We start from the raw sequence: 26435 nt of genomic DNA on the forward strand, positions 1-26435 counted from the left end.
TCCAGGAGCGATGAGCGGGAGGCGCGTCATGAACAGCACGTCACGTCGACGCCCTGTCGCGGCGGCGATCGGACTGGGCCTGGCGGCAGCCCTGACGGCCGTCGCATGCGGCGAATCGGGCTCGCCCTCGGACCGGACAAAGGAGCCCGAATGCATCAAGGTGGTGGACGAGGAGAGTGGTGAGGAAACCGGCAAGTGCCTGCCGATCGCGCCGCAGAGCGAGCGCGTGGACCGCGGCGACCCGGAGTTCTCCCGGCCGACGAAGATCACTAATCCGCTGCATCCGAGCGCCCGGATCGAACAGGCCATTTACGGCGGCCAGGTGGACGGCAAGCCGTTCCGCACCGAGGTCACCAAGCTGCCGGAGACGAAGACCATCACCTGGCGCGGCGAGAAGGTCCAGACGGTGGTCAGCCAGTACGCGGCCTTCTCGGACGGACGGATCCAGGAAGTCGCGCTCGACTGGTTCGCGCAGGCCGACGACGGCTCGGTCTGGTACTTCGGCGAAGACGTGTTCAACTACGAGGACGGGGTCGTCGCCGACACCGCGGGCACCTGGATCGCCGGGGACACGGCACCCGCCGCGATGATCATGCCTGACAAGCCGGAGAAGGGCGATGTCTACCGGCCCGAGAACGCGCCGGGGGTGGTCTTCGAGGAAGTCCACGTCAAGAACACCGCGCAGACGGTCGAGGGTCCGTACCAGCCGGTCAAGGGCGCGATCACGGTGGGCGAGCTGCATATGGACGGCAGCCGTGAGGACAAGATCTTCGCGCCCGGGTACGGGGAGTTCGCCGCCGGGACCGCCGGGGGCGACCTGGAGAAGGTGTCGCTGGCCATCCCGACGGACGCCCGGCCCGGCCCTGTGCCGAAGGGACTTGACGAGCTGTCCATTGCCGTTCTCGGCGCCTTCGACACGGCAGGGAAGAACGACCGGAGCGCGGCGCAGGCCGCGGCGGACAGGCTGCTCGAGGCGTGGAACGGCTACCGGTCGGAGGATGAGATTCCGGAGCTGCTCGACCGGCAGATGAGCCGCGACATCGAGTCCTTCGGCACGGCGGCCGCGAACCCCGGCTCCGCCGAGGCGCGCACAGCCGCCCTGCGGGTCGCCCAGAACGCCCTCGATCTGCGGCTGCGGTACACCTCGGTCGACACCGTCGACCAGGCACGCCTCCAGCTGTGGGCGCGGCAGACGGCCACCGATGCGGCAGCGGGCGACGAGGCGGCGGTCGCCGGTGACGTCACCGCCCTCGAGCTGATCCGCGACCGCATCAAGGACTCTCTCGCGGCCGACGACGCCGAGCGGCTCGACGCACATCTGGACAAGCTGCGTACGGCGGCAGACGGCAAGGACTCGCCGGGCGCGGCCGACGAGGCGAAGGGGCTGCTGACCACGGTTACGGGACTCAAGATCTCGTGACCCGAACCGCGGGGAGGCCGAACTGGGGCGTGTCCTATGGACACGCCCTAGTCGCGGCAGATCAGCAGCAGCGCCCGGTCGTCGTTGACATCCCTGGCGACCGCCTCGATGAGGTGCCACGCCGCGCCCCGGAAGCCGGCTGCGACATAGCGTTCGGCCTCCCCGGTCAGCCGGTCGATGCCCTCGGTCAGATCCCGCTCCGCCGACTCGACCAGTCCGTCCGTGAGGAGCATCAGCACGTCCCCGGGGCGCAGCGTGCCCTTGACCGGGTCGAACTGCGCCCCGTCGTAGACCCCCAGCAGCGGTCCCTCCGCCGCCTTCTCCTCCCACCGGCCGGTGCCCGCACTGAGTTGGAGGGCGGGGATGTGCCCGGCCGAGAGGAGTTCGTAGTCCCCGCTGTCCAGGTCGAGGACGAGGTGGACGGAGGTGGCGAAGCCCTCGTCCCAGTCCTGGCGCAGCAGATAGCCGTTGGCCGCATGGAGGAATTCGTGCGGCGGGAGCGACCCGAGGAGACCTCCGAAGGCGCCCGACAGCAGCAGGGCGCGCGAGGCGGCGTCCATACCCTTGCCGGAGACGTCGGTGAGGACGACCTCCAGCGTCCGCCCGCCGTTCGTACGGGCCGCGACGACGAAGTCGCCGGAGAAGGACTGCCCGCCCGCCGGGCGCAGCGCCATCTCCCGGTGCCAGCCCTTCGGCAGCTTCGGCAGCTTGCTCTGCACGCGGATCCGCTCGCGCAGGTCGAAGAGCATGGTCCCGCCGCGCCGCCAGGGCACCCCGACCCGGCTGCGGAACTGAGCGATGATCAGCCCCGCGAAGCCCACGGTGCCGACGACGAGAATGGTGCCGGGGGTGACGCCCGCGGGTTCCTCGGTGTACGGGCCGAGGGCCGCGGCCTCACCGATAAGCGCCGCCGCCGAAGCGCCGTACAACAGCAGCAGGCTGGCGGGGCGCAGCAGCAGCCCGCCGACGATGATCGGGATCGCGAGTGCGGCGGGTGGGCACCACACGGGTGCCGCGATCGTCCAGGCGGCGAGGGCCGGCACGGTCAGCAGCAGCGCGCCCAGCGCGAGCCAGTCGGTCCCGTCGCCGCGGAAGTAGTTGACTCCGGCTCGGCGCAGGCCTATACGCACCCGGTGCGTCCCCTTGCGCATCCGGGCCGTCAGGGTCTCTGCTCCCGCGACGCGTGCCATTGCCCTGGGACCTTATCCACCCGCGGGCATGCTGCGCACCGTCGGCCGTCCGGGGGATGGACATTCGTACGGGAAATGCGCACGCACGAGCGAGGAAGCGCTGATCGGGACGGTTATTGACCGCAGGATCGCCCTGCGGGTCGGGGTGGGCCGTGGCGCCTGACAGCCCTACGACTGCTGGCAGTCGGGACACCAGAACAGATTGCGGGCGGCGAGGTCGGCGGTGCGGACCTCGCCGCCACAGATATGGCAGGGCAACTGCGCCCGGCGGTAGACGTAGACCTCGCCGCCGTGGTCGTCGACCCGCGGTGGGCGGCCCATCGCCTCCGGGGTGTGTTCGGGGCGGACCGTGTCGATCCGGTTGTTCCGCACACCTTCCCGCATCAGGCCCACCAAGTCCTCCCAGATCGCCTCCCACTCGGCGCGGGTGATGTCCCGGCCCGCGCGATAGGGGTCGATGCGGTGCCGGAAGAGGACCTCGGCCCGGTAGACGTTGCCGACCCCGGCGACGACCTTCTGGTCCATGAGCAGCGCGGCGATCGGCGTACGGCTGCGCGAGACGCGGGCCCAGGCGCCCTCGCCGCCCGTCGCCCCGCCGCCGGACGCGGTGTCGGTGCGGAGCGGGTCGTCGCCGAGCCGGTCGTGTATCGCCTGCTTCTCACCGTCGGTGATCAACTCGCAGGCGGTCGGGCCGCGCAGCTCCGCGTAGGCGGCGGCGGTGGCGGTGGCGGTGGCAGTGGCAGTGGCGAGCCGCAGCCGTACGGCACCCACCGGTGCGGGGGCCGGGCCCGCGCCGAACCGGAAGGTGCCGTAGAGCCCGAGGTGGACGTGCACCCAGCCGGTGCCCCGGAAACCGAGGAAGAGGTGCTTGCCGTGGGCGTCGGTCTCGGTCAGTTCCGTGCCGTCGATCAGTGCGGCGCCGTCGGTGAACTTCCCCTGCGGGCTCGTGGCGCGCACGACGCGGCCGCCGAACCTCTCGAAGTGGTCGGCGGCCAGCCGGTGGATGGTGTGCCCCTCGGGCATCCGGCGGTCAGCCCTCCTGGGGGTGGTGCGGGGGGATGGGGGGCAGCTCGCCCGTCGTCTCGTACCGGCTGAGCATCTCGATGCGGCGGCTGTGGCGCTCCTCGCCCGAGTACGGAGTGTTCAGGAAGACCTCGACGAACTTCGTCGCCTCGTCCTGGGTGTGCATCCGGCCGCCGATGCTGATCACATTGGCGTCGTTGTGCTCCCGGCCGAGCGCGGCAGTCTGCTCGCTCCATGCCAGCGCGGCGCGTACGCCCGCGACCTTGTTCGCGGCGATCTGCTCGCCGTTGCCCGAGCCGCCGATCACGATGCCGAGGCTGTCGGGGTCGGCGGCGGTCCGCTCGGCCGCGCGGAGGCAGAACGGCGGGTAGTCGTCCTGGGCGTCGTAGATGTGGGGCCCGCAGTCGACGGGCTCGTGGCCCTGGGCCCTCAGCCACTCGACGAGGTGGTTCTTCAGTTCGAAACCGGCATGATCGGAGCCGAGGTACACGCGCATGATCCGAGTGTGACATGGCCGCCGCCGGCCGGACGGCACCGGGTAGGCCCCTGCGCGGCCCATCGCGCGGGGGCCTTCTCAGGCGGCGTCCGCCTGCCAGTCAGTCGAAGACCGGGTCCGCCGTACGCGTCCGCTTGATCTCGAAGAAGCCGGGGGTGGCGGCGACCAGCAGGGTGCCGTCCCAGAGCCTGCCCGCGGCCTCGCCCTTGGGGGCCGGGGTGACGACGGGGCCGAAGAAGGCGATCCGTCCGCCGTCCGCCCCGGGGACCGCGATCACCGGCGTGCCGACGTCCTGGCCGACCAGCTCGATCCCCTCGCGGTGGGACTCGCGCAGCTCGGCGTCGTACTCGTCCGAGTCGGCGTAGTCCACGAGATCGGCCGGCAGTCCGGCCTCCTCCAGGGCGGCGACGATCGTCTCCCGTTCGCGGGGCAGGTCCTGGTTGTGGAGGCGGGTGCCGAGAGCGGTGTACAACGGGCCGAGCACGCCGTTCCCGAACTTCTGCTCCGCGGCGATGGCGACGCGGACCGGCCCCCAGGCCCGGTCCACCAACCTGCGGTAGTTCTCGGGCAGCTCGTCCAGCCTCGGCTCGTTGAGCACCGACAGACTCATCACATGCCAGCGCACCTCGACCGGGCGCACCTTCTCCACTTCGAGCATCCAGCGCGAGGTCAGCCAGGCCCACGGGCACACCGGGTCGAACCAGAAGTCGACCGGGGTCGCCTCCGCCTCGGGCGCGGAACGGGCCTTCTCGGATGCGGTCACAGAGGGCTCCTCACAAGGGAATGGCGACATGGTGCCCTTGGCACAACGCCAGGAGACTCCGCGCCCATTCCCGAGTGCTCAGGCGGCAGCGCAGCGTGACACCATGGGCACACCCTCGATACAGCAGAGTTGACCGCGAGAGACCAGACGAGGCAAAGGAGCCGTCGTGCCCGGTGAGAACCTGACCCGTGACGAGGCCCGTGAGCGGGCCCGGCTGCTGTCCGTGGACGGGTACGAGGTGGAGCTGGACCTGCGCTCGGCGGTCGGATCCGGTGCCGAGGCGGGAGGCGAGGAGCCCCGTACCTTCCGCTCGACGACCACCATCCGGTTCCGCTGCTCCCAGCCGGGTGCCGGCACCTTCGCCGACATCGTCGCGCCCTCGGTGACCTCGGTGGTGCTCAACGGGCGGGAGCTCGACCCGGCGGCCGTCTACGACGCGAAGAACGGCCACCCCGGCTCGCGCATCGTGCTCGACGGCCTCGCGGCGGAGAACGTCCTGACGGTCGACGCGCGGTGTGCCTACAGCCGTACCGGCGAGGGTCTGCACCGCTTCGCCGACCCCGAGGACGGGGAGGTCTACCTCTACACGCAGTACGAGCCGGCCGACGCCCGCCGGGTCTTCGCCGGCTTCGAACAGCCGGACCTCAAAGCCTCCTTCACCTTCTCGGTGACTGCGCCCGCCGACTGGACGGTGCTCAGCAACAGCGCCGCCGAAGGGGCGCCCGCTCCGGCCGGTACGGGGGCGGCGACCTGGCGGTTCGTACCGACCCGGCCGATCTCGACGTACATCACGGCGGTCGTGGCCGGCCCGTACCACTACGTGCGGGACCACTACCGCCGCACGCTGGCCGACGGGAGCGTGCTGGACATTCCGCTGGGCGCGCTGTGCCGCCGTTCGCTGGCCAAGCACTTCGACGCGGACGACATCTTCACCATCACCAAGCAGGGCCTGGACTTCTTCCACGACCACTTCGACTATCCGTACCCGTTCGGGAAGTACGACCAGGCGTTCGTACCGGAGTACAACATCGGGGCGATGGAGAATCCGGGCTGTGTCACCTTCCGCGAGGAGTTCGTCTTCCGCGGCAAGGTCACCCGGGCCTCGTACGAGAACCGGGCGAACGTCATCCTGCACGAGATGGCGCACATGTGGTTCGGCGACCTCGTCACCATGGAGTGGTGGGACGACCTGTGGCTCAAGGAGTCCTTCGCCGACTTCATGGGGACCTTCTCGCTTGTGGAGTCGACCCGCTTCCGGGACGGCTGGATCACCTTCGCCAACCGCCGCAAGGCCTGGGCGTACCGCGCCGACCAGCTGCCCTCCACCCACCCGGTGACGGCCGACATCCGGGACCTGGAGGACGCCAAGCTGAACTTCGACGGCATCACGTACGCCAAGGGCGCCTCGGTGCTCAAGCAACTCGTCGCGTACGTCGGCCGGGAGGCCTTCCTGGAGGGCGCACGGCGCTACTTCCAGCGGCACGCCTACGGGAACACCCGGCTGGAGCACCTCCTGGAAGTCCTGGAGGAGACTTCGGGGCGTGACATGACCACCTGGTCGCGGGCCTGGCTGCAGACCGCGGGCGTCAACGCGCTGACGCCGCAGGCGACATACGGGGCGAACGACCGGATTACCGAGCTGGCGATCCTCCAGGAGGCGACCCGGCCCCACGCAAGGGCGGCGGACGGCCCACAGGAAGGGACGCTGCGGCCGCACCGGGTGGCGGTGGGGCTCTACCGGCGGGAGGCCGCGGCCCTCGGCACGGGTACGGGTCCGCTCGTGCGGTACGCCCGCGCCGAGGTCGACGTCGCGGGTCCCCGTACGGTCGTGACCGAACTGACCGGGACCGAACGGCCGGATCTCATCCTGGTCAACGACGAGGACCTCACGTACTGCAAGATCCGCTTCGACGAGGTCTCGCTCGCCACGCTGCGGCAGCACCTGGGCGACCTGACCGACCCGCTGGCCCGCGCCCTGTGCTGGTCGGCGCTGTGGAACCTGACCCGGGACGCGCTGATGCCCACGCGCGACTTCCTCGACCTGGTGCAGCGGTTCGCCGGCCAGGAGAGCGACATCGGCGTGCTGCAGATGGTGCACGCCTGGGCCAGGTCCGCGCTGGTGCACTACGCGGTGCCGGAGTGGCGGGAGGACGGCGGCCGGATGCTCGCGGACGGCGCGCTGCGCGAGCTGCGCCTCGCCGAACCGGGCAGCGGCCACCAGCTCGCGTGGGCCCGCTTCTTCGCCCAGGTCTCCACCCGTCCGGCCGACTTCCAGCTGCTGGAAGGGCTGTTGGCGGGCACCGCGAAGATCGAGGGTCTGGATGTGGACCAGGAGCTGCGCTGGGCCTTCCTGGAGCCGCTCGCCTCGCACGGTGTGGCCGACGCCTCGGTCATCGGCGCCGAACTGGCCCGTGACGACACGGCGTCGGGCAAGCGCCACCAGGTGCGCTGCCTGGCGGCGCGGCCCTCCGCCGAGGTGAAGGCCCAGGCGTGGGCCGATGTCGTGGAGTCCGACAAGCTGTCGAACGCGCTGGTGGAGGCGACCATCGCGGGCTTCGACCAGCCGGGGCAGCGGGGGCTGCTCGCGGCGTACGCACCGCAGTACTTCGCCGCGATCGAGCGGGTGTGGCGGGAGCGGTCCATCGAGATCGCCATGGCGATCGTCCGCGGTCTCTATCCGATTCTCCAGGACGACCTCCGGACGCTGGAGCGGGCCCAGACGTGGCTGAAGGACCACGCGGAAGCGCCGCCCGCACTGCGCCGCCTGGTACTGGAGGCGACCGATGACCTCGAGCGGGCGCTGCGGGCCCAGGAGTGCGACGTGGCGGCGGCCGCCCGGCTCTGAGGGCCAACCCGTCCATGACCGGGCCCGGTTGTGACGGGCCCGCAGTTCGGTCCGTCCGCACGGTCATGCTGGCCCGGGCACCATCTCCAACTTCGTGCTCGCGACAAGGGAGTTCACGCTCGTGCCCTGCGACCTTCAGCCGCGCACGGGCGAGGACCGCCCGCGGAACTGCAGGTCCCCCGATCGGCGGAGCCTGGTGATCGGCTCTCGAACGTGCGTACTTTAGGACGGAGTTGTCCTGATTCGTCGACGAGCGTGTAACACGCGTTGGCCGCCCTGCCGAGCCGGGAATCGGCGGGTCATGAATCACAACACCCCGCTCTCCCCGCGCCCCCTGCGCCACCTCTTCGACGCCCAGCGCCAGCTCTTGACGCTCCGTCAGCTCCGGGAGCACGGCATCACCGCGGCCGATGTGGCCGAGCGCACCCGTCCCGGCGGATGCTGGCAACGGCTGCTCCCCGGCGTCTATCTGCTCCACCCCGGACCACCCACCAGCGAGGAGCGGTTGCACGCCGCGCTGCTGTACGCCGACCGCCCTTCCGGCAACCTCAGGCCGGGACTCGCCGAGGAGTGGAGCGCCCAAGCGATGATCACCGGGCTCGCGGCGCTCGCCTTGCACCGGTTCTCCTCCGCTCCCCCGCTGCGCGCTCTCGAGCGCATCTCCGTACTCGTGCCGCGGACCCGGCGGGTCCGGTCCGCCGGCCCGGTCCGCATCGTCCGCACCACCGAGCTGCCCGAACCGCTGGAGATCACCGGCGTGCCGGTGGCCCCCGTACCGCGCGCCCTCGCGGACGCCGTCGGGCAGATGTCCGACGCCTCCGCCGTACGCCGGCTGCTCGCCGAGGCGGTACGCGGCGGGCACTGCGAACCGGCCGCCGTCGTACGAGAGCTGAGCCGCGCCCGGCTGCTGTCCCGGCCGCATGTCGTCGACGCCGTGGACACCCTCCTCGCGGAGGGCCGGGCGCTCGCGGAAGGCCGCCTCTACGAGCTGGTGCGCCGCCACGACCTCCCGGAACCGCTGTGGAACGTCGATCTGCGGCTGCCCGGCGGCCCGCATCTCGGCCGGGTCGACGCGTACTGGCCGGATCACTTCGTCGCCCTGGAGATCGACGCCCGCACGCCGCAGCAGGACGAGGACACCGTCTGGGCGGAGAGCGCACGCAGGCGCGACCATCTCGAGCGCCTCGGCATCATCGTCGTGCACACCACGCCGAAGAAGCTCCGCGAGGCGATGGAGCAGCAGGCGACCGTGGTCCGTACGGCACTGATGGCCGCGGGGGACCGGGAACCGGCCACCTATGTGGTCGTGCTCCCGCGGTGAGGGGTGACCCGGGCCGCCGCGGAACAGGGGCTTCCGATCAATCTCTTGTGCGACGGCTGCCTGAAGGCTACGTTCCGGTTGCTTGTTCGAACCGGGCAGCGCCCGGGGCTCGCCGTCCACAAGACAGGCCCCTCCCCGGGCTGAGCTTCCTCCGACAGGAGTTCACCGTGATCGCAAGGTTCCGCCCCGCTCACCGGCAGGGGAAGATCGCTGCCGCGACCGTCACCGCCGTCGCTCTCGGACTGATTCCCGCCATCACCGCCCCGGCCGGGGCCGTCGAGATCTTCCCGGTGCAGCTGGTGACCGTGCAGACCCCGGACCGCGCCGCCAAGGCACGGCTGGCCGGACTCGGTCTCGACATGACCGAACACGCGGGCCACGACTACGTCGAGGTGGTGTTGCACCGGGCCGCGGACGCCGAGGCGCTCCGGTCCGCGGGCCTCACCTGGAACGTGCGCATCCCGGATCTGGTCGAGCGGGAGTCCGAGATCAACGCGGCGAACCGCGCGTACGCCGCCACGACCCCCCAGTCGCCGCTGCCGTCCGGCCGTGACACCTACCGGAAGCTCGACGACTACAACGACGACCTCGCCCGGCTGGCTGCGATCCGGCCCGACATCGTCAAGAAGTTCGCCCTTCCCCTCAAGAGCCTCGAGGGCAAGACGATTTACGGGGTGGAGATCGGACGTGATGTGCGGGCCGCGGAGGACGGCCGGCCGGTCTTCCTCATGATGGGTGTGCACCACGCCCGGGAGTGGCCGTCCGGTGAGCACGCGATCGAGTTCGCCTTCGACCTGGTGAAGAACTACGGAGCCGACGAGCGGATCACCGACCTTCTGAAGAAGGCCCGCGTCCTGGTCGTTCCCGTGGTCAACGTCGACGGGTTCGAAAAGTCCGTCAACGACGGGCACTTGATCGACCTGCGCCCGGTCGACGACGGCGGCACGGGCTCGATCTTCGCCACCCCCGGCAACGCCTACAAGCGCAAGAACTGCCGGATCGTCGACGGCCAGGAGCCGCTGGCGGGCGAGTGCGCGCTGGCATCGAGCCCGGGCGGCTTCGGAGCCGGAGTCGACCCCAACCGCAACTACGGCGGCTTCTGGGGCGGTCCGGGCGCGGCCGCCGAGCCGGTCGACCCCACGTACCGCGGAGCAGGGCCGTTCTCCGAGCCGGAGACGGAGAACATACGCAGGCTGGTGTCCAGTCGGCAGGTGACCAACCTGATCACCAACCACACCTTCTCCAACCTGGTCCTGCGCCCGAACGGAGTCGCGCCCGACACCCCCGGCCCCGACGGGACGCCGGTGGGCGATCCGCCGGACGAGGCGGCGCTGAAGGATCTCGGCGACCGCATGGCCGCCCAGAACGGCTACACCAGCCAGCACGGCTGGCAGTTGTACGACACCACCGGCACCACGGAGGACTGGTCCTACAACGCGACCGGCGGCTTCGGCTACACCTTCGAGATTGGTCCCGACGAGTTCCACCCGCCGTTCCCCAAGGTGATCGACGAGTACGTCGGAGCCGGTGAGTTCGCCGGAAAGGGCAACCGGGAGGCGTTCCTCATCGCGCTGGAGAGCGCGGTCGACGTGAAAGCACACTCGGTGATCGCCGGCGCGGCCCCGGCCGACGCGACGCTGCGGCTGAAGAAGACCTTCGCGACCCCGACCTGGTCAGGTGCGATCAAGGACACGCTCGACACCACGATGGTGGTCGGCCGGAGCGGGAAGTTCACCTGGCACGTGAACCCCTCGACCCGCCCGGCCGTCAAGGCCAAGCAGATCAAGGTGATCTCCTCCGAGCCGCTGGAGCGGAAGACGTTCACCGGGACGACGCCGCCGAACGGGACGACGGACCAGGAGTTCGTCGTCGACCGGGCGGCCGACGTCCTCGAGGTGAAACTGGACTGGCCGACGCCCGACGACCTCGATCTGTACGTACTCCGCAAGAACGCCGACGGCAGCCTGACCGAAGTCGGCAGATCCGCGGGCTTCGTCGGGGAGAAGGAGCGGGTGCTCCTGGACGACCCGGAGCAGGGGACGTATGTGCTGCGGGTGCAGAACTTCGCCTCGGTCACTCCCTCATGGACGCTGACGGCATCGCTGTTCGACGCGACCGAGGAGTCGGTGCCCGGCCTGATCGAGAACTGGACGCTGTCCTGCGAGAAGGACGGCAAGGTCCTCCAGCAGGTGCCGGTCGTGGTGGACCGGGGCCAGCAGGTCAAGGCCGACCTCCGCACCTGCGCCCAGAAGTGGGCGGACCACTGAGGCCGGGGCCCGCCGCTCCGGCTCAGGGCCGCTTGAGCAGCAGCTCCGTGTTCCGGTCGTCCGGATCTCCGGCCAGGGTGGTGCGTGCGCCCGGTGCGTTGAAGGCGATCTCGCGGTAGAGAGCCGCAAGACCGGTCTGGGACAGGTCGGCGAAGTCCGTGCGGTACGGGGCGGCCGACTCGATGAGCGTGGTGAACAGGGACAGGGTGCCGTCCCGGTTGTCCACGAGCTCGATCACCCGGGCGAGTTGCGGGAAGTCGACGTGCGAGGCGGTGGTGATCTCCCAGAAACTGCCGTGCGGAGTGATCCTGTTCTTGTGGCTGTGGCCGTTGATCCACGCCACGACGTTGCGATGCCGCTTGAGGACGGCCAGCAGCTCCTCGCCCCCGTGCCGCTGCTCGTGCGGGCGGGCCGGATCGGGGCGGAGGTTGCGCATCGACTTGCTGGTGTGGTGGCTGAAGACCAGGACGTGGTCGTCGTGGTGGGCGGCCAGGGTGCGCTTCAGCCAGCGGAGCTGGGCGGCTCCCAGGGAACCCTCGTAGTGGCCGCCGGAGTTGGTGGTGTCGAGGCTGATCCCGAGGACGTCGTCGGAGATCCGGAAGGAGTAGTGCAGGCGGCTCTCGGCGAGGTCGGCCGAGGTGTAGCCGTGGCCGATGGGGCCCGCACCCTTGTACCGGGGGTCGAGGTGGGCCTCGAGGTACTCGCGTGGTGTGAAGGGCGCGCGGTTCAGGTCGGGGGTCACGCTGCGCATCGACCGGGTGCGGGTGCGCAGCAGTTCTGCGTAGCGCTTGCCGTACGGATCCCGGCCCTTCTTCACGTCGTCCCACAGCGCGGTCGCCTCGGCGGCGGGAATCTCCTCCAGCTTGCGGCCCCCGACGGCGAAGTCGGCGAAGAAGGACTGGCCGGGTGCGTAACAGCCGCCGGGCAGACCGTCGTGGTTGCCGACGGTGGAGTACCAGGGCATGCGCAGGCCGGGGCTGTTGACCGGCGCTATGGCGGCGTCGAGGAAGCCGTCGAGGTGCGGGAAGCCCAGTTGCTTGTCGCGGTCGCGCACCGAGTGGTCCGGCTGCCAGTACAGCTTCAGACCGCTGTTCTGGACTCCCTCGTAGTGGCGTAGGTCGCCGGTGTTGGGGATGATCCGGCCGCCGCTCATCACCGTGAGGAACCAGTCCAGCTCCGACTTCGCGTTGTTGTCGGTGTTGTCTCCGGTGGTCATGACGAAGGAGAGGGGCGACCCGGTGGCGGGGCCGCCGCGCAGCGCGTTGACCCGTTCGATGAGCGAGACCGCGCCGGGCACGGACAGCGCCTCCTGGGGACGGAAGGAACTCATCAGGTCGGCGCGCAGGAACTCGCTGCGCAGCGGGTGCTGGACATCGACGATGTGCAGGTCGGTGAGCTGGACGAAGGAGGCGAGCGTGGTGCGCCGGTCGGCGCGGCCCGGCCGCGCGGCGGCCAGTTCCGCTCGGACGACCCGGGGCCAGCCGGGCCCGTCGCCGAGCCGGCGGAAGCCGCTGGAACCACGCGGGGCGGCGACCGTACGGAGCGTGGTGCCGGTCTTCGACGGGGCTGCGGCGGCGCCTGTTCCGGCCGGCGCCCCCGGTTCGGCCCGGACGGCACGCCGCGCTGCGGGGCGACCGGTCGCCGGCGGTGTCGCGTCGGCCGATCCGCCGCCGGGGCCGAAGGCCATCCCGAGCCCGGCGGAGACGCCGACGACGCCCGCGGCGGCGAGGACGGAACGGCGGTCGATGGCGGAGACGGCGGACCTGGTCCGGGACATGCGCGATCTCTCCCCGAGTGCTTGGTCGCGGGCGGTCGCCCGCTCACTCGGGATCGTTGGCAGCGGGAATGGCCTGTGTTTGAACGCCGCCGAAACGACCGGCACCGATCACCGCACATGGATCTCGCGTGCCCGCGGCGGTCATCAACTCCTCGTGACCAGGAGGGATTCCGCTCACCGCGCGTTCATGTGCGGGGGTAGCACGGCCGTCGTCCGCCTCCCCCTGGGGGTACCTCCCGGGCCGTTAGGCCCAGGGGGACTACCTCTGGGGTGCCCCCAGCCTGGGTCTCTGCCGGGCCACGGCATCCTCCCCCAGCAGCGCGCCCGGGGTGACGTATCCGCGCCGACTTGGCCCCGTTACGGGCGGTTTGGGCGTACTGGCGGTTGGCGGAAATGTGCCACGGCCGCGATACGTCTCAGGTAACCCTCCCCAAACACCCGTCCCTTACAGAAAAGTTCGGTCATCCGGCTCCGGAATCCGGACCCTTTTCTTTCAGACCAGGGATGACCATGCCTTCATCTTCGATACCCGAGTCCGCCGTACCCGGCGTGAGACGCACGGTACGGATCGCACTGGCCGCGGGCCTGGTGGCCGCGCTCGCCGCGTCCGGCCCCGCCCCCGCCCTCGCCAACGAGGGCGACCCCGCCCCGGCCCCGGTCAAGTCGGCCGACCAGAAGCTGGGGGCGGCCGACGCCGAACTCCTCGCCGAGGCCAAGGCCGAGGGTGACCGGTTCGTCACCATGATGATCGCCACCGCGCCCGGTGCGACCGAGCAGGTCGCCGACCAGCTGGACGCGGTCAAGGGCGCTTCCGTGGGCCGTACGTACGACAAGCTCGGCTACGTCCGCGCCACCGTGCCGACCGGCCGCGCCGACGCGGCCATCGAGAAGGCCCAGCAGCTCTCGTCGGTCCACGGCATCGATCTGCGCCAGGAGATAGCCCTGCCGGACCCGAGGCCGAAGGCCGACCGGGCCAAGGGCGCCGAGACCGGGCAGCAGGGCTCGTATCCCGCTCCGGGCAAGGACACCCCCGCAAAGAACCCGTACCAGCCCGCCTTCGAGACGGGCGCCGTCGACTTCGTGCAGGACCATCCGAAGGCCGACGGCCGCGGGATCACCATCGGCGTGCTGGACTCCGGCGTCGACCTCGCGCACCCGGCGCTGCAGAAGACCACCACCGGCAAGCGCAAGATCGTCGACTCGGTGACCGCCACCGATCCGATCGTGGACGCGGACGCCACCTGGCGTCCGATGGTCAACCCGGTCACCGGACCGACCTTCACCTTCGGCGGTCGCACCTGGACCGCGCCCGCCGGCTCGTACCAGATCAACCGGTTCTCGGAGTCCGCGACCACCGGCGGCGACATGGCCGGTGACCTCAACCGCGACGGCGACACCACCGACCGCTGGGGCGTGCTGTACGACCCGGCCGCCAAGACCGTGCGCGTCGACCTCGACGATGACGCCGACTTCGGCGACGAAGCGGCCATGAAGCCGTACAAGGACGGTTTCCAGATCGGCTACTTCGGCACGGACAAGCCGGACACGGCCATCGCCGAGCGGATCCCCTTCGTGGTCGAGATCCGCAAGGACGTGCCCATGGACCCCTTCGGGGGCGACTGGGTCGGCAAGAAGGCCGATTTCGTCAACATCGGCGTCATCGAGGGCTCGCACGGCACCCACGTGGCCGGCATCACCGCGGCCAACGGCCTGTTCGGCGGGAAGATGAACGGCGCCGCACCCGGCGCGAACGTGGTCTCCTCGCGCGCCTGCACCTGGACCGGCGGCTGCACCAACGTCGCGCTGACCGAGGGCATGATCGACCTCGTCGTCAACCGCGGCGTCGACATCGTCAACATGTCGATCGGCGGTCTACCCGCGCTCAACGACGGCAACAACGCCCGCGCCGAGCTCTACACCCGGCTCATCGACACCTACGGCGTCCAGCTCGTCATCTCCGCGGGCAACAGCGGCCCCGGCGCCAACACCATCGGCGACCCCTCGCTCGCCGACAAGGTGTTGAGCGTGGGCGCCGCGGTCAGCAAGGAGACCTGGGCCGCCAACTACGGCTCGATCGTGGAGAAGAAGTACGCCATGTTCCCCTTCTCCTCGCGCGGTCCGCGTGAGGACGGCGGCTTCACCCCGACGATCTCCGCCCCCGGCGCGTCCGTGAACACCGTGCCGACCTGGCAGCCCGGCCAGCCGGTCGCCGAGGCCGGCTACCAGCTCCCGCCCGGCTACGGCATGTTCCAGGGCACCTCGATGTCCTCCCCGCAGGCCGCCGGCGCCTCCGCGCTGCTGCTCTCGGCCGCCAAGCAGAAGAAGATCGACCTCAGCCCGGCGACCCTGCGCACCGCGCTCACCAGCACCGCGCACCGCATCCGCGGCTTCCAGGCGTACGAGCAGGGCTCGGGTCTGATGGACATCGTGGACGCCTGGGACGCCATCCGCGACGGCGCGACCGCACATGAGTACACGGTCAAGGCGCCGGTGAAGACCGCGCTGTCCGACAAGCTCAAGACCCCGGGCTTCGGCACCGGAGTCTACGACCGTGAGGGCGGCCTCAAGGTCGGCCAGTCCCGGACGTACGACGTCACGGTCACCCGGACCACCGGCCCGGACCGCCCGGTCCGCCATGAGGTGGGCCTGCGGAACAACGACGGCACCTTCCGGCTGGCGAGCTACGACGAGATCAGCCTGCCGCGGAACAAGCCGGTCACCGTGCGGGTCGCCGCCAATCCGCGCACCGCGGGCTTCCACAGCGCGGTCCTGACCCTCGACGACGACGACACCGAGGGCATCGACAAGCAGATCCTCAGCAGCGTCGTCGTCGCGGCACCCCAGGCCAAGCCGTCGTACGCGGTGAAGGCGTCCGGCTCCGTGCAGCGGAACAGCACCAAGTCGTACTTCGTGACGGTGCCCAAGGGCGCCAAGACGCTGGAGGTCGCGATGAGCGGCCTGGACAGCGGCAGCCAGACCCGCTGGATCGCGATCAACCCCTACGGCGTGCCGGCCGATCCGACCTCGACGCCGAACTGCTACCCCAACTACCCGAACCCGGCGAACACCTGCCGTCCGGACCTGCGGTCGTACGCGAACCCGCTGCCCGGCGTCTGGGAGCTCGAGGTCGAGTCGCGGCGCACCTCGCCGCTGCTGGACAACCCGTTCGCGATCACTGCGACCGCGCTCGGCACGGCCTTCGAGCCCGAGGTCCAGACCGTGAAGGAGGCCAAGGTCGGCACCCCGGCGCCGGTGGAGTGGAAGGTCACCAACGGCTTCGCGGCGGTCGACGGCAAGCTGAAGGGCGGCGAGCTGGGCTCCGCGAAGAAGGCCCGCCCGTCGATCAAGGACGGGGAGCAGCAGAACACCACGGTGACGATCGGCGAGGGTGTCTCACGGCTCGACGTCGTCATCGGCTCGCCCTCCGACGCCAAAGCCGACCTGGATCTGAGCGTCTCCCTCGACGGTCAGGTCGTCGGATCGTCGGCGGACGGCGACTCGGAGGAGGCGGTGACGCTGCTCAAGCCCAAGGCCGGGACGTACACCATCACCGTGGACGGCTACGCCGTGCCCGCCGGAACCACCGAGTACGACTACGCGGACATCTACTTCTCACCGTCGCTCGGGGAGGTGAAGGTCGACGAAGCGCAGCCCGTGAAGCTCGCCAACGGGGCGTCCACCCAGGTCAAGGCCCAGGTCGTGGTGGCCGGTGAGGCGCCGGAGGGCCGCGAGTTCACCGGCACGGTCAGCCTGCTCAACGCGGCCGGCACCATCACCGGCAGCGGCGGCGTCCGCATCGAGAAGGTCCTTCCGTGATCCGTCGCCCACAGCCGGTGACCTGACGCGAGGACGACGGCGGGGCGGGTGCGTCTACGGGCGCCCCGCCCCGCCGCTGCTGTCCGCCTAGGTCCTGTCCGGTCGGTCAGGCCGGATCAGTGAGCGGGGTCTGGTGCAGGGGGCACCTCCGAGCGATAGCTGGGGGAGCATCGCAAGGCGGAGGAGGGAGTCCATGCGGTGGGGGCACCTCCCAGCGGTAGCTGGGGGCCATCGGCGACCGACGACAACGCAGCGAGGTGCGGTGCCAGGGCACGCGAGCCCGGCATGACCGGCCGGACAGGGCCTAGGTCCGCGGACCATGGACAATCGATTGGACAGCACGGCCGGGGCCCCCCGCATGATGGGAGCGCACTCCCAGGTCGGATCGCAAGAAGGAGCCCCATGAGGATCGGAATCGTCGGAGCCACCGGCCAGGTCGGCGGCGTGATGCGCAAGGTGCTCGCCGAGCGCGGCTTCCCGGTGACGGAGCTGCGTCTGTTCTCCTCGGCCCGCTCCGCCGGACGGACCCTCCCGTGGTCGGGGACCGAGATCACCGTCGAGGACGCGGCCACCGCCGACTTCTCCGGTCTGGACATCGTGCTCTTCTCCGCGGGCGGCGCCACGTCGCGGGCGCTCGCCGAGAAGATCGCCTCCCAGGGGCCCGTCGTGATCGACAACTCCTCCGCCTGGCGGATGGACCCGGACGTTCCCCTCGTGGTGTCCGAAGTCAACCCGCACACGGTCGCCCGCCGCCCGAAGGGCATCATCGCCAACCCCAACTGCACCACCATGGCCGCCATGCCGGTGCTCCGCCCGCTGCACCAGGAGGCCGGTCTCGCCGCCCTGGTGGCCACCACCTACCAGGCCGTCTCCGGCTCGGGTCTCGCCGGTGTCTCCGAGCTCGACGGCCAGATTCGCAAGGTCGCCGACCGCGCCACCGAGCTCACCCACGACGGCTCCGCCGTCGACTTCCCCGAGCCCGCCGTCTACCGGCGCCCGATCGCCTTCAACGTGCTGCCGCTGGCCGGCTCGATCGTCGACGACGGCCGCTTCGAGACCGACGAGGAGCACAAGCTCCGCAACGAGAGCCGCAAGATCCTCGACATCCCCGGCCTCAAGGTCTCCGGTACGTGCGTCCGCGTCCCGGTCTTCACCGGCCACTCGCTGCAGCTCAACGCCCGCTTCGACCGTCCGATCGGCGTCGAGCGCGCCTACGAGCTGCTGGCCGAGGCCCCGGGGGTCACCCTCTCCGAGATCCCGACGCCGCTGGAGGCCGCCGGGCAGGACCCGAGCCACGTGGGCCGCATCCGAGTCGACGAGACCGTGCAGAACGGCCTCGCGCTCTTCGTCTCGAGCGACAACCTCCGGAAGGGCGCGGCGCTCAACGCCGTACAGATCGCGGAGCTGGTGGCGGAGGAGCTGGGCGGCTGACGCCCGTTCCGCGCAATGAGCGGCGGGCGCCACCGAAGCCCCCGCCGTCGGGCCTCGCAGCCCGTCCTCCGGCCCCACGACGTGGAAGGATGGGCGCAACGCACGGGGGTACCCCGACGCCGCCAATCTTGATACTGAGGAGATGACCGCGTGCCAGGCACGAATCTCACCCGAGACGAGGCGCAGCGGCGGGCGCGCCTGCTCGCCGTCGAGTCCTACGAGATCGAGCTCGACCTCTCCAGCGCCCAGGCGGGGGGCGCCCCCGCGGAGTCCGGGGGAGGAGGCACCTTCCGCTCGGTGACCACGGTCCGGTTCGACTGCGCGGAAACCGGCGCGGAGACCTTCATCGACCTGGTCGCACCGACCGTGCACAAGGTGGTGCTCAACGGCACCGCACTCGACCCCGACGAGGTCTTCAAGGACAGCCGGATCGCGCTCCGGTCGCTCGAGGCGGGCCCCAACGACCTGGTGGTCGTCGCGGACTGCGCCTACACCAACACCGGTGAGGGGCTGCACCGCTTCGTCGACCCGGTCGATCAGCAGGCCTATCTCTACACCCAGTTCGAGGTCCCGGACGCCCGCCGGGTGTTCGCCTGTTTCGAGCAGCCGGACCTGAAGGCGACCTTCCAGTTCACCGTGAAGGCCCCCGAGGGCTGGACGGTCGTCTCCAACTCCCCCGCACCGGAGCCGAAGGATCACGTCTGGCGCTTCGAGCCGACCCCCCGGATCTCCAGCTACATCACCGCGCTGATCGCCGGGCCGTACGACAGCGTGCACAGCAGTTGGGAAGGGAAGGGCCGGTCCGTCCCGCTGGGGATCTACTGCCGGCCCTCGCTCGCCGAGCACCTCGACTCGGACGCGATCTTCGAGGTGACCCGCCAGGGCTTCGACTGGTTCGAGGAGAAGTTCGACTACGCCTACCCGTTCGCGAAGTACGACCAGCTGTTCGTGCCGGAGTTCAACGCCGGCGCAATGGAGAACGCGGGCGCGGTGACCATCCGCGACCAGTACGTCTTCCGCTCGAAGGTGACGGACGCGGCGTACGAGACCCGGGCCGAGACCATCCTCCACGAGCTGGCCCACATGTGGTTCGGCGACCTGGTGACCATGGAGTGGTGGAACGACCTGTGGCTGAACGAGTCGTTCGCCACCTACACCTCCATCGCCTGCCAGGCACACGCACCCGGCAGCAAGTGGCCCCATGCCTGGACCACGTTCGCCAACTCCATGAAGACCTGGGCGTACCGGCAGGACCAGCTGCCGTCCACGCACCCGATCATGGCCGAGATCCGCGACCTCGACGACGTCCTGGTCAACTTCGACGGGATCACGTACGCCAAGGGCGCCTCGGTGCTCAAGCAGCTGGTCGCCTACGTCGGGATGGACGAGTTCTTCCGCGGCGTGCAGACGTACTTCAGGCGGCACGCCTACGGGAACACCCGGCTGACGGACCTGCTCGGCGCGCTGGAGGAGACCAGCGGCCGGGACCTGAAGACCTGGTCGAAGACGTGGCTGGAGACGGCGGGGATCAACGTCCTGCGGCCGGAGGTGACGGTGGACGCCTCGGGTGTCGTCACCTCCTTCGCCGTACGACAGGAGGCGCCCGCGCTGCCGGCGGGTGCGAAAGGCGAGTCGGTGCTGCGGCCGCACCGGATCGCGATCGGCTCGTATGCGCTCGAGGGCGGCAAGCTCGTCCGTACGGGCCGGGTGGAGCTGGATGTCGACGGTGAGCTGACCGAGGTGCCGGAACTGGTGGGCACGGCGCGCCCGGCGGTCTTCCTGCTCAACGACGACGACTTGTCGTACGCCAAGGTCCGGCTCGACGCCGAATCGCTGGCGACCGTCACCCAGCACCTGGGCGACTTCGACGCGTCGCTGCCGCGCGCCCTGTGCTGGGCCTCGGCCTGGGACATGACTCGCGACGGCGAGCTGGCGACGCGCGACTATCTCGACCTCGTCCTCTCCGGTGTGGCGAAGGAGTCGGACATCGGCGTCGTCCAGTCGCTGCACCGCCAGGTGAAGCTGGCCCTGGACCTCTACGCCGACCCGGCCTGGCGCGAGACCGGACTGGCGAAATGGACCGAGGCCGCGCTGGAGCAGCTGCGTGCGGCGGCGCCGGGCAGCGACCACCAGCTGGCGTGGGCGCGGACGTTCGCGGGGACCGCCCGTACGGACGAGCAGCTCGACTTGCTGTCCGGGCTGCTGGACGGGTCCGAGACGATCGAGGGGCTGGCCGTCGACACCGAGCTGCGGTGGGCGCTGCTGCAGCGGCTCGCCGCAACGGGCCGGGCGGAGGAGCCGGACATCGCGGCGGAGCTGGAGCGGGACAGGACCTCCGCGGGTGAGCGGCATGCGGTGACCGCGCGGGCGGCCAGGCCGACTCCGGAGGCGAAGGCCGACGCGTGGGCGTCGGTGGTGGAGTCCGACAAACTGCCGAACGCGGTGCAGGAGGCGGTCATCAACGGCTTCGTCCAGTCCGACCAGCGCGAGCTGCTGGCTCCGTACACCGCGAAGTACTTCGAGGCGGTGAAGGACGTCTGGGCGTCACGCAGCTACGAAATGGCGCAGCAGATCGCGGTCGGCCTCTACCCGAAGGTCCAGGTCACTCAGGAGACGCTGGACGCGACGGACGCCTGGCTGGCGTCCGCGGAGCCGAACGCGGCGCTGCGGCGCCTGGTGACGGAGTCCCGCGCGGGCATCGAGCGCGCGCTCACGGCTCAGGCGGCGGACGCGGCGGCGGCCGACCAGCCGTGACAGGTGGGCGCTCCGCGCCCGTCCGAACCGACCGGCAGTCGGTCGCTGCACGGCCGGGCCCCCGTTCCGGGCGGACGGAGGGGCCCGGCCGCGGCCGGACGCCACGCCGCGTGCTCAGCCACCAGGTTTGCGGTATTCGACCCGCTTCGCCCGCTGCTGGACCGCCTCGTCCATCTCCTCCGCCGTCAGCAGCACGACCGTGCTGGTGCGGACGCCACCGGCGGCCGAGACGACCATGCCCATGGCCGCGGCGGAGGGATTGTCCGGCAGGTCCGCCACCACGTAGACGTCCTCGTCACCGAACGCCCAGTGGATCGACTCGAGCCTGCCGCCCAGGCTCTGGACCAAGCGCTCGACGACCTCACGGCGAGCAGTGCCGCCTTCCTTCAGCAGCCCGTTCAGGCCGTCCACGGTCAACTTGGCCCTGAAGAGGTACTTCGCCATGGGGGGTCCTCCGCCTTCCGCGCGAGCCATTCCGTACCGGGAAAGGCCGTTCTGGCTGAATGGTCCGGTCCCCTCCACGGTCGCGCCGCGCCGGGACGGCCGCCACACGGCTTACGCCCGTCGGGTCAGCCGTCGAGACGGCGGCGCAGTCAAGGGCGCCCACGGCCTCGTACGGCCGGGGCGCCCTTGCGGAGTTCGGCAGGCGTCCGCCGGTGGCGTCAGCCCCGCTGCTTGTGCGACGACTTCTCGCCCACCACCACCAGTGCGGCGATGACCAGGAAGAGGACGATCGGCAGCGCGACGTACAGGCCCAGCGTCTCGACGACGCTCAGGCCGGGACCCGGGTCGTCGCCGTCGTCGCGGGTGAGCGCGAGCGCGGGGGACGACATCAGCAGCATCATCAGCGTCGAACCGGCGGCGACGGCTCCGGCGCGCAGGGCGTTCTTCTTGTCCACGTAGGTCACCGTAGCGGTCGCCCTCCTGCCCCGCGCGCCCGGGGTGTCTCCTCCGAGCGGCGTACCCCGGGGCCGCCCGTCCCGGGGTACGCCGCCGCAGGGCCCTCCTCCGTCCGGCAGCCGCCGTCGAGCCGCTGTGCGAGCTCGGTCACCAGGGAGCGCAGTCGGGGCGAGGCCGCGAGCTGCTCCAGCGTGACCGGACGGCCGCCCGGATCGGCGATGGGCAGCCGCCAGTTCGGATACTGGTCCCAGGTGCCGGGAAGGTTCTGCGGGCGCCGGTCGCCGATCCCGTCCGGCAGCCAGACGCCGACCATCGCGGCCGGAGTGCGGGTGAGGAAGCGGTAGACCGCCTTGATCGCGCCCTCCTCGTCCTCCGCCCCTTCCGGCAGCAGGTCCAGCCTGCTGAGCAGCCCCAGCCACTCGGCGACCTCCACCGCGTCCTCGGCCTGCTCCTGCGCGAGCGGCCGGGTGAGCAGCCCGAGCCCGTGCCGCAGCTCGATGTGCTCACCACTGAACCGCGCGGCGGTGCTGGGCAGGTCGTGTGTGGTGGCGGTGGCCAGACAGTCGGCCCGCCAGTCCTCGGGCGCCAGGGGTGGGGCCGCACCCCCGCCGTCCGCGCCCGTGCGCGCGTAGTCGCGCTCGAACCACAGCACCGATGTGCCCAGGACCCCACGCCCGGCGAGCGCTTCTCGTACGCCGGGCTCGACCGTGCCGAGGTCCTCCCCTATGACGACCGCGCCCGCGCGGTGCGCCTCCAGAGCCAGGACGCCGAGCATGGCCTCCGCGTCGTACCTGACGTACGTGCCCTGCGTCGGTTCCCGGCCCTCCGGCACCCACCACAGCCGGAACAGGCCCATCACATGGTCGATGCGCAGGGCGCCAGCGTGCCGCAGCAGTCCCCGCAGCACGTCGCGGTACGGGGCGTGGCCCGAGGCGGCGAGGGCGTCCGGCCGCCAGGGCGGCAGACCCCAGTCCTGGCCACGGGAGTTGAAGGCGTCCGGGGGCGCGCCCACCGACATGCCCGCGGCGAAGGCCTCCTGCTGCGCCCAGGCGTCCGCGCCGCCGGGGTGCACCCCGACCGCCAGGTCGTGGACGAGGCCGACGCTCATCCCCGCGTCGCGCGCGGCGCGCTGAGCGGCGGCGAGCTGGGTGTCGGTGAGCCAGACGAGCCAGCAATGGAAGTCGACGCGGTCCAGCAGCTCACCGCGAGCCCGTTCCGTCCGGGCCGAGCGTGGGTCGCGCAGGCCGCCCGGCCAGGCGTGCCAGTCGGGGCCGTGGACCTCGGCCAGGGCGCACCAGGTGGCGTGGTCGTCGAGGGCCTGCCCCTGCTCGGCGAGGAAGTCGCAGTACGCGGCGCGGCGGCCGGGGCTGAGCGGGACGCCGCGCACCAGCTCCAGAGCCTCCCGCTTGAGCCGCCACACCGCATCCCGGTCGATCAGGGCACCGCCGTGCAGCACGGAGTCGCGCAACGCGGCGGCCTGCCCCAGGAGTTCGGCGGAGCGCTCCCGGGCCGGGCCGCGGAGGTGGGCGTACTCCGGCACGTCCTCGACCCGCAGGTGAACGGGATCGGGGAAGCGGCGGGACGAGGGGCGGTACGGCGACGGATCCGTCGGATATGTGCCGTGACCGGGAACGGCTGCGTGCAGCGGATTGAGCTGGACGAACCCGGCGCCGAGCGACCGGCCCGACCAGGCGGCGAGATCGGCCAGGTCACCGAGGTCGCCCATGCCCCAGGAACGGGTGGAGAGCAGGGAGTAGAGCTGCACCAGGAAGCCGAAGGAGCGGCCCGGGAGTGCGGGCATGCGCTCGGGAGCGACGATCAGGGCGGCGCGCGCCGAGCGCCCGTCGGGGGCGTGGGCGCGCAGGGTGTGGGAGCCGAGCGGGAGCCGGCCCGCCGCAGCGGAACCGGGCTGGGGGCACCCCCGGCTGGGGGAGGCCGGCGGCGTCGGGACCTTCCCCGGGAAGAACGCCGTACCGTCCCAGGGGAGCGTGTCACCACTCTCGGTCTCGACGTGCAGCACGGTGCCCTCGGGTAGGGCGGGAAGGGCCGGAAGCGGCGTACGGCGAAGGGCGGGGGGCAGGGGCGCGGCAGCGGCGTGCGTGGGCGGCGCGGGCGCCGTGTCGGGCGCGGTCGCCAGGTGCAGAACCACGGTGTCGGGCAGCAGCCGGTTCGCTTCCCCGTGGGCGTGCTCGTCGAGGGCCGCTCGCACGGCGCGCGGCGTGGACGCGTCGACGCCCAGCGCGGCGAGCACGGCGACCACGGTGTCCTCGGGGACGTCGACGGTACGGCCCGGAGCGGGCTCGTACGCGGTGGCGACGCCGTGCAGTGCGGCGAGCCGCGCTCGGCCCATCTAGACCTCCGTCGGCTCCGTGCCGGCGCCGGTGACGGTCGCGGTCGGCTCGCTGGTGAGCGGCAACTCCGCGGCGAGCGGCGGCTCGCTCGTCAGCGGTGCGGTGTCGGCGAGCGGCGGCTCGCTGGTGAGGGGCGGTTCGGCCCACTCGCTGGAGCTGGCGCCCTCCAGACCCGAGTCGGGGTCGGACAGGCCGTCCAGATCGAGCGGGTTGGCGGGCTCGGCATCGGGGGTGAGGGGGTCCACGGACCCCGTGGGTTTGGACAGGGCGGAATCATCAACGAGCAGCAGGCGGGCGGACGCGGCCACGAAAGGCCTCCGTAAGTCGACAGCGTAGGTCACGGCAGCTCTACCCAGCGCGCGCAGCCGCAGACGTAAACATGGCAGGAACGTGGCTCACGTCACACTCGATCATCGGAATCGAATTCACGGTCGAGCACGGCGGCGGGCGTAGGGATTGCGGCGGAACCGGGGGAATCAGCGGTGGTTTTTCCGGGTCGATGGATCGCGAGCCATCATATGCGCCGGGCGCTCACCAGATCGGGGGGCACCGGTCACGCCACGGGGCCGCCGCCTCCAGCTGCGCGGCGAGCGCCAGCAGCGGGCCCTCCGCACCGTGCGGGGCCCCCAGCATCACACCGACGGGCAGGCCCGCGTCGGTCCAGCCGACCGGGAGGGATATCGCGGGGAGTCCGGCGATGTTCCACGGTGCCGTGAAGGGCGTGAAGGCGATCTGGGCGGCGAAGTCCGCGGCCGGATCGGCGTCGTCGCGGAGCGCTCCGACCGGCTGCGGCAGCTGCGCGAGGGTGGGCGTGAGCACGGCGTCGTACCCGGCCACGGCTGCCGCGAAGCGACGGCCCACGGCCTGCATGGCGGACAGCGCCTGGGTGAACTCCAGACCGCTCACGGCCCTCCCCTGCTCACGCAGCCAGCGGGTGAACGGCATCAGTTCGGCCTCCTGCTCCGCCGGTACGGGCGCAAGCGCGGCGAGCACCGACCATACGGGCGTGAACGCATCGCGCTCGCCGGGCCGCAGCGGCTGAGCGACCTCGACGACGTCGTGCCCGAGTTCGGCGAGCAGCGCCGCCGTCTTCTCGTAGACCGCGAGCACCTCCGGTTCCACGGTGACGCCCGGAGGGTCCGGCCGGGACCAGCGGGCGATGCGCAGCCGGCCGGGGGCGCGCTCGCACCACTGGAGGAAGGGCGTGGCGGTCGGGACCATGGGGATCGGGTCTCCGGGCTCCGGGCCGGCCATCACATCGAGCAGCGCGGCCGCGTCCCGGACCGTACGGGCCAGGGGCCCGGCGGTGGCGAGCCCGCTGACGTCGCCCTGCGGGGCGGGGCTGATCCTGCCCCGGCTGGGCTTGAGGCCGACGATCCCGCAACAGCTGGCGGGGATCCGGATGGATCCACCCCCGTCGCTGCCCTGGGCGGCGGACGCGAGCCCGGCGGCCACGGCGGCGGCCGCCCCGCCACTGGATCCGCCGGCGCCGAGCCCGGGGGCGTACGGGGTGCGGGCGGGCGGACCGACCCGGCTCTCCGTATAGGCGGGCAGCCCGAATTCGGGGGTGTTGGTCTTCCCGAGCAGTACGGTGCCGACGCGCTCCAGCCGGCCGACGAGGCCGGTGGCGGACTCGGGCGGGGCGACGAGGTCGGCGTGGACGGCCGATCCGGAGGTGTACCGGACGCCCGGCACGGGGTCGAGGTCCTTGACCGGCAGCGGCACTCCGAGCAGCGGGGGCACCGTCCCGCCCGCCGCGAGTCGCCGCTCGGCCTTGCGGGCGTCGTCGAGAGCGCGGTCGGCGGTCACGGTGAGATACGCGCCGACGGCGCCGTCGAGCCGCTCGATCCGCCGCAGATAGTGCTCGGTGAGCTCGACGGGGGAGAGCTCTCCGCCGCGCATCGCGGCGACCTGCTCGAGCATGGTCAACTCATGCGCCTCGGCCACGCCCCCACTGTACGGTCCGTCAGGCCGCCTACGGCGGCAGCCGGACGGACGGCCCCCGGCGAACTGCTCGCCCCGCCAAGTGCCCGCGTCACCGGATGCCTTCGCACTCTCCGCCCGCTGCCGCTCCCACCTGC

The 26435-nt window shown here is 71.4% G+C and carries 17 protein-coding genes; 7 read left to right on the plus strand and 10 right to left on the minus strand.

Going from position 1 to position 26435, the window contains the following annotated elements; all coding sequences use genetic code 11:
- The first annotated feature begins 28 nt into the window (after nt 1-28).
- The gene (locus ACTWQI_RS02805; RefSeq protein WP_443267019.1) at nt 29-1420 is read left to right on the plus strand and encodes a hypothetical protein; all 1392 of its coding nucleotides are present in this window, start codon (nt 29-31) and stop codon (nt 1418-1420) included.
- Nucleotides 1421-1467: 47 nt separating this feature from the next.
- On the opposite strand, the gene ACTWQI_RS02810 is transcribed toward ACTWQI_RS02805, so the two are convergent.
- The 4 genes from ACTWQI_RS02810 to ACTWQI_RS02825 form a co-directional block, all read right to left on the minus strand.
- The gene (locus ACTWQI_RS02810) at nt 1468-2610 is read right to left on the minus strand and encodes a PP2C family protein-serine/threonine phosphatase (RefSeq protein WP_443267020.1); all 1143 of its coding nucleotides are present in this window, start codon (nt 2608-2610) and stop codon (nt 1468-1470) included.
- Nucleotides 2611-2778: 168 nt separating this feature from the next.
- Entirely contained in the window at nt 2779-3633 is an 855-nt protein-coding gene (locus ACTWQI_RS02815; protein WP_443267022.1) for an Fpg/Nei family DNA glycosylase, read from the minus strand.
- A gap of 7 nt (nt 3634-3640) precedes the next feature.
- On the minus strand, nt 3641-4129 hold the full coding sequence (locus ACTWQI_RS02820; protein WP_443267023.1) for a ribose-5-phosphate isomerase: 489 nt from the start codon (nt 4127-4129) through the stop codon (nt 3641-3643).
- 100 nt (nt 4130-4229) lie between these two features.
- Nucleotides 4230-4892, minus strand: a complete 663-nt coding sequence (locus tag ACTWQI_RS02825; RefSeq protein WP_443267025.1) for a mycothiol-dependent nitroreductase Rv2466c family protein — start codon at nt 4890-4892, stop codon at nt 4230-4232.
- A 166-nt stretch (nt 4893-5058) separates the two neighbouring features.
- On the opposite strand from ACTWQI_RS02825, the gene pepN (ACTWQI_RS02830) reads away from it, so the two are divergent.
- The 3 genes from pepN (ACTWQI_RS02830) to ACTWQI_RS02840 all read left to right on the plus strand — a co-directional run bounded on the left by pepN (ACTWQI_RS02830) (nt 5059) and on the right by ACTWQI_RS02840 (nt 11325).
- Nucleotides 5059-7737, plus strand: a complete 2679-nt coding sequence (gene pepN, locus ACTWQI_RS02830; RefSeq protein ID WP_443267027.1) for an aminopeptidase N — start codon at nt 5059-5061, stop codon at nt 7735-7737.
- Nucleotides 7738-8038: 301 nt separating this feature from the next.
- Complete coding sequence (locus tag ACTWQI_RS02835) at nt 8039-9058, plus strand: hypothetical protein (RefSeq protein ID WP_443267029.1); 1020 nt, start codon at nt 8039-8041, stop codon at nt 9056-9058.
- Nucleotides 9059-9225: 167 nt separating this feature from the next.
- Nucleotides 9226-11325 (plus strand): M14 family zinc carboxypeptidase, encoded by a 2100-nt coding sequence (locus ACTWQI_RS02840; RefSeq protein WP_443267031.1) that lies wholly within the window; start codon nt 9226-9228, stop codon nt 11323-11325.
- Nucleotides 11326-11347: 22 nt separating this feature from the next.
- Here ACTWQI_RS02840 and ACTWQI_RS02845 read toward each other — a convergent pair whose 3' ends face one another.
- Nucleotides 11348-13102 carry a TIGR03767 family metallophosphoesterase gene (locus tag ACTWQI_RS02845; protein ID WP_443267033.1) on the minus strand — a complete coding sequence of 585 codons (1755 nt, stop codon included), beginning with the start codon at nt 13100-13102 and terminating at the stop codon, nt 11348-11350.
- Nucleotides 13103-13612: 510 nt separating this feature from the next.
- Here ACTWQI_RS02845 and ACTWQI_RS02850 point away from each other — a divergent pair.
- The 3 genes from ACTWQI_RS02850 (at nt 13613) to pepN (ACTWQI_RS02860) (ending at nt 21103) form a co-directional block, all read left to right on the plus strand.
- Nucleotides 13613-16918, plus strand: a complete 3306-nt coding sequence (locus ACTWQI_RS02850) for a S8 family serine peptidase (RefSeq protein WP_443267035.1) — start codon at nt 13613-13615, stop codon at nt 16916-16918.
- A 402-nt stretch (nt 16919-17320) separates the two neighbouring features.
- A complete protein-coding gene (locus tag ACTWQI_RS02855) occupies nt 17321-18349 on the plus strand; it encodes an aspartate-semialdehyde dehydrogenase (RefSeq protein WP_443267037.1) in 1029 nt (342 codons plus the stop codon).
- A gap of 150 nt (nt 18350-18499) precedes the next feature.
- Nucleotides 18500-21103: an aminopeptidase N gene (pepN, locus tag ACTWQI_RS02860; RefSeq protein ID WP_443267039.1), complete on the plus strand. Its 2604-nt coding sequence runs from the start codon at nt 18500-18502 to the stop codon at nt 21101-21103.
- A 114-nt stretch (nt 21104-21217) separates the two neighbouring features.
- On the opposite strand, the gene ACTWQI_RS02865 is transcribed toward pepN (ACTWQI_RS02860), so the two are convergent.
- The 5 genes from ACTWQI_RS02865 to ACTWQI_RS02885 all read right to left on the minus strand — a co-directional run bounded on the left by ACTWQI_RS02865 (nt 21218) and on the right by ACTWQI_RS02885 (nt 26301).
- A complete protein-coding gene (locus ACTWQI_RS02865; protein ID WP_443267041.1) occupies nt 21218-21547 on the minus strand; it encodes a GYD domain-containing protein in 330 nt (109 codons plus the stop codon).
- 218 nt (nt 21548-21765) lie between these two features.
- Nucleotides 21766-22002, minus strand: coding sequence for a hypothetical protein (locus ACTWQI_RS02870; protein WP_443267183.1), 237 nt, complete (start codon nt 22000-22002; stop codon nt 21766-21768).
- A gap of 5 nt (nt 22003-22007) precedes the next feature.
- Nucleotides 22008-24353 carry a 4-alpha-glucanotransferase gene (malQ, locus tag ACTWQI_RS02875; RefSeq protein WP_443267043.1) on the minus strand — a complete coding sequence of 782 codons (2346 nt, stop codon included), beginning with the start codon at nt 24351-24353 and terminating at the stop codon, nt 22008-22010.
- The gene (locus ACTWQI_RS02880; RefSeq protein ID WP_443267045.1) at nt 24354-24662 is read right to left on the minus strand and encodes a hypothetical protein; all 309 of its coding nucleotides are present in this window, start codon (nt 24660-24662) and stop codon (nt 24354-24356) included.
- A 223-nt stretch (nt 24663-24885) separates the two neighbouring features.
- On the minus strand, nt 24886-26301 hold the full coding sequence (locus ACTWQI_RS02885; RefSeq protein ID WP_443267047.1) for an amidase: 1416 nt from the start codon (nt 26299-26301) through the stop codon (nt 24886-24888).
- Nucleotides 26302-26435: the final 134 nt, after the last annotated feature.

Source organism: Streptomyces sp. KR80 (genome assembly GCF_052245555.1).
In the GTDB taxonomy this organism is placed as follows: domain Bacteria; phylum Actinomycetota; class Actinomycetes; order Streptomycetales; family Streptomycetaceae; genus Streptomyces.